General features: G+C 39.1%; 10 protein-coding genes. All 10 read right to left on the bottom strand.

The window, feature by feature from the left end:
- Nucleotides 1-160: 160 nt before the first annotated feature.
- The gene (locus BM086_RS07300; RefSeq protein WP_092325326.1) at nucleotides 161-985 is read right to left on the bottom strand and encodes a DNA-3-methyladenine glycosylase family protein; all 825 of its coding nucleotides are present in this window, start codon (nucleotides 983-985) and stop codon (nucleotides 161-163) included.
- Between the two features lie 42 nt (nucleotides 986-1,027).
- Nucleotides 1,028-1,495 carry a restriction endonuclease gene (locus BM086_RS07305; protein ID WP_092325328.1) on the bottom strand — a complete coding sequence of 156 codons (468 nt, stop codon included), beginning with the start codon at nucleotides 1,493-1,495 and terminating at the stop codon, nucleotides 1,028-1,030.
- Between the two features lie 91 nt (nucleotides 1,496-1,586).
- The gene (locus BM086_RS07310; protein WP_092325330.1) at nucleotides 1,587-2,951 is read right to left on the bottom strand and encodes a sodium-dependent transporter; all 1,365 of its coding nucleotides are present in this window, start codon (nucleotides 2,949-2,951) and stop codon (nucleotides 1,587-1,589) included.
- Nucleotides 2,952-3,076: 125 nt separating this feature from the next.
- On the bottom strand, nucleotides 3,077-4,513 hold the full coding sequence (locus BM086_RS07315) for a DUF4832 domain-containing protein (RefSeq protein WP_092325332.1): 1,437 nt from the start codon (nucleotides 4,511-4,513) through the stop codon (nucleotides 3,077-3,079).
- 16 nt (nucleotides 4,514-4,529) lie between these two features.
- Entirely contained in the window at nucleotides 4,530-6,347 is a 1,818-nt protein-coding gene (locus BM086_RS07320; RefSeq protein WP_242952143.1) for a CotH kinase family protein, read from the bottom strand.
- A gap of 30 nt (nucleotides 6,348-6,377) precedes the next feature.
- A complete protein-coding gene (pelG, locus tag BM086_RS07325) occupies nucleotides 6,378-7,829 on the bottom strand; it encodes an exopolysaccharide Pel transporter PelG (protein ID WP_092325334.1) in 1,452 nt (483 codons plus the stop codon).
- The gene (pelF, locus tag BM086_RS07330) at nucleotides 7,829-9,229 is read right to left on the bottom strand and encodes a GT4 family glycosyltransferase PelF (protein ID WP_092325336.1); all 1,401 of its coding nucleotides are present in this window, start codon (nucleotides 9,227-9,229) and stop codon (nucleotides 7,829-7,831) included. The genes pelG and pelF overlap by 1 nt, the downstream gene beginning before the upstream one ends.
- A 6-nt stretch (nucleotides 9,230-9,235) precedes the next feature.
- Nucleotides 9,236-11,053: a DUF2194 domain-containing protein gene (locus tag BM086_RS07335; protein WP_092325338.1), complete on the bottom strand. Its 1,818-nt coding sequence runs from the start codon at nucleotides 11,051-11,053 to the stop codon at nucleotides 9,236-9,238.
- A complete protein-coding gene (locus tag BM086_RS07340; protein ID WP_092325340.1) occupies nucleotides 11,050-11,952 on the bottom strand; it encodes a hypothetical protein in 903 nt (300 codons plus the stop codon). The genes BM086_RS07335 and BM086_RS07340 overlap by 4 nt, the downstream gene beginning before the upstream one ends.
- Nucleotides 11,949-14,057 carry a hypothetical protein gene (locus tag BM086_RS07345; protein WP_092325342.1) on the bottom strand — a complete coding sequence of 703 codons (2,109 nt, stop codon included), beginning with the start codon at nucleotides 14,055-14,057 and terminating at the stop codon, nucleotides 11,949-11,951. Before BM086_RS07345 ends, BM086_RS07340 begins: the two co-directional genes overlap by 4 nt.
- Between the last annotated feature and the right edge of the window lie 100 nt (nucleotides 14,058-14,157).

A 14,157-nucleotide genomic window follows, 5' to 3' on the forward strand; every position in this document is an offset into this window, starting at 1 on the left:
TTTTGTGTATTCAGCTTCACACGCCAATCATACGTGTTTTATCGTATAACCCACTCTTCTTTCGGTCAATGACAAATTTGTACAATTTTCCAAAGTTGTATATGTACAAATATATCAAAAAACCGGAAAGCATCATATTTTGCTCTCCGGTTTATATGACTTACTTCTGTAATTTTTCTTCTCTTGAATAAAAGAATAGATACTGCTGCATCACTCCATTGTACGGCCTGTATTTATCAAACAAAAAGCCTTCCGGATATTTAAGCTCCAGAACCTTATTTATCCATACATCTTTAGGAAAAGCATCAAGCCTGTGAAATCCAAACAAAATTTCACAGTTGGCGACCTTTACACCGACTCCGTATATTTCCAGTAGCTTTTCCAGCAGCTCTTTATCATCAAGGCTGCTCCATTCTCTTACATTCGAAACTCCGCTTGCCACATCAAGTGCCGCCTGATGGACATATTTGTCCCTATACCCAAGACTGCAGGCAGTAAGCTTTTCAAGTGGAACAACTACAAGCTCCTCAGGTGTTGGAAAAGAGTAAACTGCCTTACCCTTAGCATCATTTCCAATCTCTTTCCCGCAAAGCGCACATATCTTCTCAATAGAAGCTTTTATTGCCGGGATATTTTTTCGCTGGGATATTATAAAAGAAATCAACATTTCCCAGGGGTCCTGCCTCAGAATTCTGATACCTTTTCCATATTCAGAAGCAGCATAAAGATATCCGTCTTCATCTGCATCAATAAGGCCTCTTATCTTCCTGTAATCCGTCTTAAGGTCAAAATACTCTTTCCAAAAATTCTCATAATCCTCTTTGGAGCATGAAAAGTCATACTTCTTATCATCAACCTGTTTAATGAAAAGATATTTATCCTGTGCAAGAACGCTATACCCGTCAGCGCATTCATTAAACCTGAAGCACTGTCCACTGTCAGCTATTTTCTTTAAATCAAAATCATCCTCAATTGTTACGATCATAATCCTCGCCTTGCCTGTTTATCAGCACCTTATGGAAGTCTCTTAAGCCTTTTTTCTTTTTACTTCTTCCTCTTCCATGGCATCCACATATCCTCTGTCCCACAGAACAATCTTAAGTTTCTCTGCAAGTTCCATTGCAGGCTGAGTGAAATACTGATTAGTCATGACAACTCCAACCATGCAGTCATAATAATCTCTTCCGGCATAAATCTCCTGAACTGCCTTCACCCCAATTGGTTTATCATAGCATTTGCACTGTACAGCATAGGATATTCCATCCTTTTCAGCAAGAATATCAGCTCCGAAATCCCCGCTTCCTCTTGTCACTTCCACATCGATGAAACCGTGTTTTTTTAGAAGCTCAGCGCAGTAATACTCAAAATCATGCCCTTCCATCTCATCCATCGGAAGAGGCTTGTTCCTTATGGCCTTTATAACAAAAAAGATAACACCCGCCAAAAGAACAATTCCCGCCCCAATAAGGCAGGCAAAATAATACTCCTTACTCATCAACAATACTTCCTAACCAAGCCTTAATCACTCTGCCCATCTTACCATCAATCGAACATATATTCAATCAATATTATACTCTAATTATTTCTCACATCTTGATTATTCCAAGTACGTTAAGAATTGAGCTGATAAGGATTATTGCCACAAATATCGGGCAGATTTTTGTTATCATCACAGCAAAAGTCTTTTTCCTGCTAAAAGGATGTCCGTCCTGCTCAACTTCGCTCGTCAGTGTGTCGATTCCCATATATTTAGTTATCAAAATACATGTAAACAGTGCTGCGATTGGCATCATGATTGAATTTGTCAGGAAATCAAAGAAATCCAAAAGCTGCATCTTCATAATGGTAACTCCCGCAAGAGGACCATTGCCAAGAGAAGACAAACTTCCCAAAACAAGCATTATAAAGGCCATTACGACAACTCCGCGTCTTCTGCTCCACCCAAATTCATCTGAAAAAGTAGAAACAGCGCTTTCTGTAAGAGCTATAGCGCTTGTAACCGCTGCAAACAAGACAAGTGCAAAGAACATTATTCCAATCACCTTACCAAAGCCAAGACTTGCAAATATCTTGGGCATGGTAATGAACATCAAAGATGGTCCTGCTTTAAGCTTGGTCTGGTCTCCGTCATAAAAAGAGAACACTGCGGGAATTATCATAAGACTTGCCATAACAGCAATTGCTGTATCAAATATTTCAACCTGCCTTGTGGACTCATCTATACTTACTTCTTTCTTGATATAGGATCCAAAAGTGATAAGAATTCCCATAGCGATGGAAAGAGAATAAAACATCTGTCCCATAGCTGTAACAATGGTCATTATCGAGAAATTAGCAAAGTTTGGAACAAAAAGATATTTAACTCCCTCAAGCGCACCTTTCCTCGTCACAGAATAAACACACACAAAGAAAGCAAGCACAACCAGCACAGGCATGACAAATTTGGAAAATCTCTCTATTCCATTCGCAACACCCATAAATATTACTCCAAGAACCAAAGCAGCAAATACAATAAACCAGATTTCTGAATCAGCGCCATCTGTAATAAAATTCACAAAGAAATCATCTGATGCAATTCTGTTAATATCACTTCTTATGTATTCAAACAGATACTTACAAACCCATCCGCCAATTACCGAATAATATGGAACGATAAGAATAGGAATTATGGCATTTATCCATCCGCCAAATCCCATGACCTTGTTTTTACCAAGATTGTTGAATGCGCCTACAGGACTCTTCTTTGTATATCTTCCTATAGCAGTTTCAGCCACAATCATAGTGTAGCCAAACGTAAGCGCCAGCAGTACATACACAAGTAAAAATATTCCTCCCCCATACTTTGCGCAAAGATACGGAAACCTCCAGATATTGCCAAGGCCAACAGACGCTCCTGCTGCCGAAAGCACAAATCCGATTTTTCCAGAAAAAGATCCCCTATCCTTCTTCAAAACTACTTCCTCCCAAAATCAATAATTTCCGACCTGAAGGCCATTACACACTATACCATAAAAACATGAGCTTCTGTGCAGTTTATTTCATAACTCCGCAAAAATTATATTTATTTTTTATATTCCTAATACTTTGCCCAGATAAGACTCAAACTGCCTTTTCTTTCCGCATCCATATCAAGAAGGATTTCAAGCTCTTCCGTCTTAGGATTCTCTATTCCTGCGTAAAGCTTCATCCCACTCTTATGAAAAAGATATCTCGGAATCTGAATAGTACACTCCGTTTCTTCTCCCTGAGCAAGTTCTTTTAAATCTATATCAAGCTTTATCTTTACCATTCCTTCTGCATCAGTACCCGCCTTAGCATACCCATCATTGTTAAATGCTATATTCTCATCAGTTTCTTCCGGTAAAGTAATATAAAGGCAAGGCACTGAATCAAAATATATTGGCGCAACACCATCATTTATCATGGTTATTGTGACATTTGAGTATTTCTGTCCAATCGGATTTTTAATTAGAAGACTCTTTATTCTGTACCTGTATCCAACATACCTGAGTGCTCTTTTCGCAGCATCATAAAAATCCTTATCTTCCCTCTTCATATAAGGAACCATTGGTCCAATAAAACTCATATGGGATTTTTCCAAAAGACTTATCGTCTGGTCATAATCACTCCCAAGCATAGTGCTGATCGGAACAGAACTTGCAAATTCTCCTCCAACCGGCGCAGTCTTCCAAATTTCAGGGACTGCCTTAAGCGCATTCTTTTCCCCTGAAGCATTAAAATCTCCGCCTTCCTCTATCCAGGAAAGCCAAATACTTGTATCATGGCTTATTCCCGTCATATCATTGAACACTCCAGCACCTTCCGGAAGCTCCGCAAAAGGTCTTCTCATCAGCAGTTTGCAGTAATCAAAATACTTAACATAATGAGAGACATACATAGTTCTCACTGCAGTCTTAGGCATCCGTGGAAGACCACCGGTATAATAGGTGTGCCACTCTCCCCAATGTCCCAGACTTCCAAGCTCTACATAAACAAGGAAATCATCATTTCTAAAGTGATCTGCAATTTCTTTTATCACTTTTTCATGTTCTTTTATAAAAACAGTATTGTTGTAGTCAGGACAATACCCCTTTCCGTATGAAATATCATAGAATACTCCATCGCCTGTTTTATCATAGAGCCACTGAGGGATATCCATATGCTCACTTGTCTTTGGCGTATCACAGACAAATCTGAGGACAAGCTTCTTTCCTTCGTCCCGCCATCTTTCCAAATAAGCATTGGTTTCTATTGTTTCCCAATCATATACACCTTCCTTAGGCTCAAGGTCACTCCAGTGAATCTCCAAATAAACAAGACTGGTATTTTCACACAGACTGGTACTCGTGCAACTGGGAGCATAGCCAATATAGGGATTTGTCAATGTCTCATTTCCCTCATCATATTTATATGATTTTCCCGTAATACTCCTGATATACATTTTGTGAGCTCCCAAGCCTATTATCACTACAATAAGAAGAATAAATATTATCTTAAAAATCTTTTTTATCATTACAATGACCACCGTATCATTCCACAACCGTATAAACCGATATACTGTTATCTTTATTTATATAAAAGCATAAAACGCCGTATATCTTACCGCTGTCTACCTCATAGTAATCAAAAGGATCCTGTGTTTTCCCACTTTCATTAGTGGCCTGCACCTTCACAAAGTACTGTCCAGGAGAAAGCGCCTTCCCCGTATATTCAGGCCAGTAGTCCTCATAGCTTTCGACCACATCTTTAAACTCATAATCCCTCGCAACAGTCATCTTATACTTCACATCTTCCTGGTTAAAATCATAGCTCATCTCCCAGTTGTACTTTATCTTACCATTTTCAAAGACTGGCACTCCAATATAAAATGGCATAGGTCTGTCCAGAGTATCCAAATATTTTTTGTAATACTCATCCACAAGTCCGGGTAAATCCGCAGCTACCTTCTCATACTGCTGCTTCGTGATAGGCGCATAATTAAGATCCGGCTCTTTGTACACATATGGTTCAACTACTTTTCTGTATGCTTCCACCATTTCTTTTAGCCGGTCTTTACTCATATAATCCTTGAGTTCAAGAATGGCATCATTAAGCTCATCTCTGAACTGCTTGGACTTAAGACATCTTTGAAAAAGAACATTCCCCCAATAATTGCTTATTCCACATTCCCAGCTTTCTCCATCTGTCAGACCTTTCATGTGGTTTTCTTCAAGACGAAAAGATGCATCAAGATCCCAGCAGTACAGATACCAGGTATCTGAATTTTGTGGGCTGTACAGATATGTATTTCTGCTCTGCGTATCATAATTTCCGGTAAGTATATTAAAGGCCATCCAATATGCCAGATTTTCCATGTCAAAATGTTCCTTTATCACATCTTCTATAGGAACCGACATATTATTAACATCTTCCAGCATCTCTATCAGTTTGGTATGATCTTCATTACCCTTTATTTCCAGATATTCTTCAAAAGCCTTCTTGTCATACCCCGGTTCATCAGCTTTTTTTATCACATCTTCATATCTGTAAAATTCAAAGAAATTTATCTTGTATAAATGGCCTGTCCTGTCTAGTCCATGTGTTCTAAGCGCAGCTTTATTTAGCTGTTCCACCTGAGTGTAAAGCCCATAATCCTGAAATCCAAGATCTTCGTCATCAGTAAGATCATTGACATACAGATGCACAAACTGCGTTCTTAGCCCCATGAGCTGATCAATACCTTCCAATAGGTCAAAACCAAGCTTATTTCTAAATCTCAGTCCGTCAGTCATGTGCTTATTAAGCGCGATAGTTGTCTGTCCATTCCAGGAACCCTGATTTTTCTTAAGCTCTATCTTATAGTTCTTTTGAGGATTCTTACTCGATGTCTGTCCTCTTATCTGTACTGTGGCATTAGGCGCTTCTCTTCCATATCCAAGAGCCCCTTCCTTAACTCCATTCTCATCACCAACCTGCAAAAGAGCTTCCACTTTGTATCTGTCAATCCCACGCTCATCATAATAATATGCTGAATAGGTATTGACCTCTTCCCAGGTGTGATTAGTTCCATCTGATTTGTTGCCTTTCCTGACAGTCAGATACATAGTGACCACGCTGTTGTCATCGTCATAAATAAGCTTCTTGTCCCTGATATGAGTAACATCACCTGATGAAGCACTGTCTTTTTGCAAATTACCTTCAGCCTCACCATCATTCAAGCTATTATCTTCAGCGATTTCATCTTCTGTTTCCTCATTGGATGCATTATCTTCAAAGTTTTCTTTAGCCTGACGCCACATATTTGCACATAATATCGCAGCAAATAGAATAACAGCCGCTATAATAATTTTGATGGAATCTTTTTTCATTTATTTTCTGTGCCTCTTAAGAAACAATTGTTACTCTTTACCCGAAAACTTAAGTATCGCTATATAAAGCTTAGTCCCAAGGCCCTTCTTGGGTTCTACCAGAAGCGGCTGAGAGCTCAAAATGTGATAAGGCAACTTTTTGGTGTACTTCATAAGCCTGAAAATTGAAATGCAAAGAAATAAAATACTGCCAAACGCAAATGCAAAACCGTAATACTTCGCATCAATAAACAAAGAAGCAATGGATAAAACAGTTGTCGATAATGCAAATACTGTCGTCGCAATCTTTGCATCCTCATAAGCTGTAAAATACATGAGTATAAGGGTAAGAACATTTCCAACTGCATATGCCCCATAGCCAACGCATAGTATTCTAAAATACCCTTCCATCAGGGCATCAAATCCAAGAGGCAGTCTTTCAAGAATTATCAGGCCCACACTCAGCATCAGCGCTGTACCGTAAAACTGTCTTCTCGCAGTGTAGATAAGTTCATGATCAAGAACTGTAAGCATCTCTTTTTCTGCCTGTTCTATTTCCGTTATTGATCCCTTACCATTAAAAAGATCATAATATCTTCTATATTTCGGATATAGATTAACCTCAACCGATGCCACAAAATTTATAGTCGTAATAAGAATTGTCATAAAGGCAAAAAGGGCTGCTATATCATGCTGCGGAGCAGAATAAAAAAGCCCCTTTATCTGATGCCCGATACTGCTAAACCACGCAATTATAAGATGTGCAAAAAGACCAATATTTGTCATAAAGCTTATGGCTATAAGGTCAGAATACTCATCAAACCAGGGAAGAAAATCGAAATGTCTTTCTTCAGAGTTTGGAAAAAATCCATATAAAAGCGCCATATCAATCGCCATCATGATTCCATAACCAAGAACCACGCTGAACAATAGAAGTTCAACGCTTCCACCAAAGATCATGAATCCGACAATTGATGTTGAAAGCGCTGCCAAAATTGAAATCACATACGAAAGAAGGATTCCTTTGTAATCCTTTATTGCAGAGAGATAATTCATCTCAGTCCAGGCAGCAAGAAGTTCAACAAAAAGAGTGAAGGATAAAAAGCCTCTGGTAAAGGTTGCCCCCGAAAAAATAAGGAACAATATCCATAATGCTCCGCCGGATGGAAGCAGGAAAAACAATATGCCTTCAAGAGAGGGAATAACATCCTCTTCCTTTTCTTCGTACAAAAGGTCTGCGACAAATCTCGTCATTACCATTGAAAAAATACTGCTATACATCATCGAACCAAGAAGCGAATATGTGATAAGGCTTACCAATAATTCACTCTCACCATTACCAAGTCCCATTCTTTTTGCAATAAGCTGAATCGCAAGCAGGAAAAGAAAGCCCAAAAGCATTGGACCTGCTGTAACCATACCGGTATAGCCATATGCCCTTAATTTACTAAGGACACCGGTAGCCTTAAATAGTTTTTTTAACTCAAAGCCTATACCTGCCATTAATTTAACCCCTGATATAGTGAAGCAAAACGCTCTATCATCATCTTGTGTCTGAAAAACTTCTCAACTCTTGTTCTGCCAATCTCACCCATCTCTTCACGCCTTTCTTTGCTCTCACAAAGCTTCTCCATAGCCTGGGCAAGACCTTCTCTGTGCATTGGAGGAACGCAGAATCCCGCTATTCCAAAGAAATCACCTTCTTCTCCTTCGATAAGCTGCCTGCAGCAACCAACATCCGTTGTGACAACAGGGCGTCTTGCGGCAAAGGATTCAAGAACTGATAAAGGCTGGCCCTCTGAGATACTTGTAAGCATTGTAAAATCAAGTTTTTTCATATACTCTATGACATTGACCTGACCGGCAAATATTACATTCTTAAGATGAAGACTATCCACAAGTTCATGGCACTCCCTTGCATAATCCTCATCATCGGTTCCGCCAAGAATATGCAGCCTTATATTACTCCTCATTGCTTTAAGTTCATTAAAGGCATAGATCAAAGTCTTAACATCCTTGATCGGCGCAAGTCTGATAACCGCTCCGATATCCACGAAGCCGTCGTCTTCTTTTAAGGGAATATCACAAAATTTCTCGTAATGAATACCGTTTGGTATTACTTTGCACTTATTCGCCTCTGCACCAAGCTCTTGCTGAATCTTGCTTGCATTCCCAAACAAACTTGTTATAAACGTAGCTCTTTTATATGCCACATCAGAAAGCATGTAAAAGAACTTTATCCACTGTCTCTTAAATGCCGGTATAACCCAGTTTGCCCTTATTATTTCCTCTTCTCTCTCTCTTGAGTAAATGCCATGTTCAGAAAGGATTATCGGTCTTCCGGTTTTGAATTGTCCAAGCGCCGCCAAAAGCCCGCCATATCCCGTACATATTGTGTGATAGCAGTCTGCCACCGGCACTTCACTTCCAATAAGATAGAGCACAGGAAGAAGCATTGACCTTATCGTATGAAATGTCTCTGCAAAAGCCACATATGGATATTTTGTTTTGCAAAGGTCTGTAAGCACATCCAGAAAAGATTCACTCATAAGAAAACTGGCCGGATTATACTTTTTATCCTGGTACATACTAAAAAGCACGTTCCAATCAGGCCTCTCGCAATCTATAGCATCGTACAAAGCCTGTTTTTCATCATCATCAAGCTTAAACTTATCATTCTTGTTAGCTCTTACCTTAAGTGCATCATCCAAAAACACTTCTGTGACACCCGTAACATTTTCCGGAAGCTCATACTTAAACTTTCCTCTGTCACTGGCTCTTGCTCCAATAACCCAAAGGATAAATTCATGCTCCGGCATCGCCTTTATGTAATTGTGCATCCAGGATGAAACGCCACCATAAGCATATGGATAGCTCCCCTCCAGAATAAGGCATATTTTCATCAGAGCTTATCTCCTTGTTATTGTTACCCTATGGGACTTAACCTTTAAAAGATAAAGAGTGTCATTAAGCTTCGTAAGCTCACCACCATAGGCTTCTGCAATCTCTCCCTCATTTACTCTGATCAGATAAAATGCAGTATCAATAAGCCCTGTGGTATTTAGGACAATGTTCTCATTTTTAACGCTGTAATAACTCGGTATTAGATTTACGTATCTTTGCACTGCGCCGCCCATCTCTGAGCCTGTAAGATGCCTTATATTTTTTCCTGATTCGTCAACCCATCCCATATAGGCATCCAGCCTGTTCTTCTGCACTTCCCATCCAAGCTCAGCTCCTCTGTCTTCATCGAGAAGATCGTCAGGATGCATAAAATGAGAACAAACAAAATGAAAATTCAGCTCAGACAGCGCTGTTATTTTCATATAATCATCCAAAACTCCACCCGAAATAACCCTTGGAGTTTCAATCATTCCATCACTTGAAACTGAAAACTCCTGAACATACTCATCTTCGCCCTCCAGATAAATACTTGCTATTACCTTCACCTGCGGATAGCCTATACCAAGAAGCCTTCTTCCTTCCTCCGATAATATGTCTGATGGCGGCACATAAACCGTCATCTTCTGAGTTGGAAAAATACTTCCCGAAAATCTTACAAGCTCATCAAAAGACGCCTTCATGGTGTCATAGTTTTCCCAGATTTTATAGCCAAGTTCCTTGTGGTATACATAGTTTTCAAGACATAAGGGCTGATGATTATAGCCGTGATATCCCAACTCTCCCCCCTGATTCAAAAGCATATTTCCATAGTAGTAGTAGTTGGCTGTACTATCGTTTGCAGGAAGGTCTCCATAGGTCTGATCCCTATAAGTCTCTATAATAAGTCCGGTATACTTAATGTCATGCTTTCTTCCAAGGGTTAGCATATCCGGCCACCACACTCTGGAATAGAACTCAGCTATTCCCATGTTGTAGTCTCTTTTTACATATTCGCCATTACCATCAGGCACAGGAGATGGAAAATCATCCAGATAGAATGTCGAAGCATTTATTACAGGATAGATAAAATAATCTTCAAGCAGCGTATAAGCACTTGCATATATTCCTCTATAAGCTTTTTCTGAGTATCCGAAATTGCATACAACAAATTTCCCCTTCTGATAGTCTCTCGACCACACAAGCGGAACCTTCCCATCTTCTGTATGAGCATAAACTTTGCACTTATCATCCAGAACCACTGAAGTAGACGACTCATATCCGTCAACAATCGGATAGGTAATCTGCGCTCCGAGCATATAATCAGGCTCAGACACAAAATCATCCACTCTCGAATATGCATAATTTGAACTGATTATTCCAAGTTTAGAACTTACAAAATCAAATATATCAGTCTTAAATGGCGGGATTCCAAGTAGTAATCTTCCACCTTTTCCAACCCATCCCGTTATTGTCAGTATATTTCTCCCAATACAGTCAAAATCACTTATGGCTATCACCATGGTCTTGCATCCTGATAATGCTTCTTCATAGTCACCCTCTTCATTGACATCCATCACCTTGAAAGGGACGCGCATATCGATCAAAACCTGATTATATATCTTATAGGCATTCTGGCTTGTCGTGTCTTCTGAGTTCCATAACAAAAGACATGTTTTTTCTCTTGAGGATTCCTTCATATGAACAATCTGGTCATCGGGAAGAATCTGTATATCAGGTTCTTTTTCCTCATACATAATGCCGATTCGTTCAACCACAAGAACTGTAAAAAGGAGAATAAATCCAATCGCAACACCGATCAGGTCACGAAATCTCTTATCTTTCATGCCCTCTGCTCCTCTTTATTGCCAATATCCCAAAGATCAACCAGATCCCTGATCTCTCTGGAATAATAATTTCCACTATTCTTAACAGTATCCACTATTTCTTTGATCTTATTTCCCGCGCCGGTCTCATAATAATATCTAAGCCTTAGTTTGATGCACCTTTCATCCTTTGGCCAACTGGTCTCCATTTCAGAAAGCACAGTATCCGCAATTGAAAACTGTTTTTCTGCAAAAAGAGCATTTATAAACGAAACGTAGTCCTCCTGCCTTGAATTTCTCGAAACTTTCTCTGCAAGAAGCTGCATCAGTGTATTTCTCTGAATTTCAAGGAGCTGCCCCTGTATCATATTGCTGGAGACATACTGTTCAAGAAAAGATATATAGTCTTCCAAAAGCCCGTCTTCCTCAGGATTTTCCGCATATCTGGCACTATATTCCTGTGCCTTAAGTTCAAACTCTTTTGACAGCTCAACCATGGCAGTCGTGGCATAATGGACAACTTCCACATCATCATTCATTCTGGCTTCATTGATAACAGGGATATAGCTCTTTGTCCCGCTCATCAGAACATCAAGCATCACACTCCTTCTTACAGAAGGATCATCCATGATAAGGGCATCCTGCAAAGGCACTACATTCTCACTCTCAGGAGCTTCCACCACGATTGTGTCTCCACTTTCATCCGAACTCTTCATATTTTCAAGGTTCTTATTGTTTACTCCAACCCGCTCCGTAAGTATCATAAAGCTCACAATAAGCGCGCTTAACATACCCCAGAAGGGAATGCACACAATTATGACAAACATAATTCTGTCAATTTTGAGCATTCGTTTTTTCATGAGGAAAAAAGCAATAATTACTATGAAAATATGAAGAAAAAGCATTATAAATCCTATCAAGCCACATTCTCCACAACATCACATTTAAGCCCCATATCTCTAAAGCGCTTTAATACGATGCTTTCACTGTTATCGTCAACCTGAGCCGCTAAAAGATAGATATTCCCATCATTTCCAAGCCCCAATACATCGTTGTTTCTTATCTTTGACTGGAACATCTCATCGATTTCTTCCAAAGTTTTATCCTTAATAAAAAACCTGATAAGTCTGAAACTTGTCCTCTTGTTCACCATCATCTCTTTCTGAATCTCAAACTGAGAAATAAAGTATTCAGTTTTTGTTATAGAAGTTCCTTCTATAAATGTCTTTTCTGCAACAGCCCTCTGATATTCCCATGCCTTAATGATGAAGTTCTCCATAAGACCTCCGAGAATCCTTATCAGATTGGAGTAATAGGTGCTTATCTGAAGATATTCCACGTTATAGATCATTATCAAAACTGAAAGATGTCCTTCAGATTTAATGCCCGCAACATACGTTGGAAACCCTTCCCTTACACTGTTATTAAACCAAATATCATTTTCCTTTAATGTCTCCAGAACGCTTGCAAAATCCTCAAGGTTTATGGATTTCTTTAATTGCCTGCTTATTTTCTCAGAAGAAACGTTTAATCTTGCAAATCTTGCATTAGGATCATTTATTGTATAGATGGCAATAGACTTATTATCAAGTACATCCTCCATTACAGGTATTGATTCCGCAAAGATTTCTTCCGGCACTGTTGTACTAAGTCTTTTTACAACATCAAAAATACGTCCGAATCCGTCACGACTTCCGATAAGGTCTGCTTTATACCTGTTCTTGTAATCCATTGCTTCATGATACAACTGCGAAACGAACGCATTCTCAGATTTCAATGCCTCATTCTCTTCATTGACAAAAGAAATGTCCTCTTCCTTCTTCTGCTTGATATATCCGCATATTGCCGCCGCTACTAATAATAGGATAAAAGAAATCCAGTTTCCGGGATCGTAAAACAGCAATATGGCATTCGTTCCCTCTGCTTTGTATGCAAGAACAAGCGATGTAATCTCAATAAAAGCTGTAAGGACTCCGATTCTCGCCCCGTAAACTAAAGACATAAGTATTACGAATAACAGTCTTACATCTATCATGCTGAACTGAACGCTTCCACTGGAGAGATAGTTATAAACTTCAACCAGTGCCGTACCGCCGATCAGCTCTAAGATCATTAGAAATCTGCCGCCAACCTTAAATCTTTTTATCAATCTCTGGGTAATGGACGGCTTAACCCGAAATGCATTTTGAAAATTAAAGATGTACTCATCAAAATCCCAGCATGCATCATGCCTTGCAAACCAACCGTACTTTTCTCTGGCTATATTTTCGCCATGTTCTATTTGGCCTTTTATCCCCGATTTAGACAAAAGAATTTCCGCATTGGGATAAAACTCCTTAATTGCTTCTCTTATCTCTCCGTAAGTCGTTTTTGCGCCGCTCTTTAGATATATCCTTTCAATCTCATTTGACTCGGTATCAATCTCATCATTCCACACATCGAATAAGTGATAAAAAAACTCCATCAGGTCAGATGCTTTTAGAAAAAAAGCAATCTCATCTTCCAAAAAATTAATCTCAACCCTTTCCTTATCTTCAATTTTTTTCAGGATCCTACACCAGTAATCATCCTTATAAAGAGGATTCATAAGATACGGGCTATATACCATCTTTATATCTATATTGTAGTTTTCAGCATAATACCTGCAGATATTTTCAGAAGAATCAAAGATTACCGAGTCGCTGTTATTCACATCGACCAGTGCTTCGTCTGAGACAAGATAAACAAACTGGCTGATCTTATTTTTCTGACTCAGCGAGCAAACTCGCCTTAGCTGTTCGATCTCGCCAGTTTCATTGCTATCTTTATTTAGAGAATATGAAAAAAAGATAACTCTCTCAAAAGAAAAAGTATCAAACAATCTACGGAACTTATCGCTCATTATGTCCTGGGCAAAGAAACTAACGTTTCCATCCTTGTGGGCACGGCAGTCTGCATCACAAACAACTACGTTGTCAGATGAAAACGCAATCTCAATGGTTTCTTTAGTTAAATAACCTGTGTTGCCCACTAAAAGAGTATCCATTAAAGATTAGTCCTTTCAGTAAACCCAGACACCAGAGCAAAGTTCCATGATAAAATATATATATATTATCTTAATTACGTCATGGTTATTAACATTTTAC

Origin of the sequence: Butyrivibrio sp. YAB3001 (assembly GCF_900112195.1) — a bacterium.
Classification (GTDB): domain Bacteria; phylum Bacillota; class Clostridia; order Lachnospirales; family Lachnospiraceae; genus Butyrivibrio.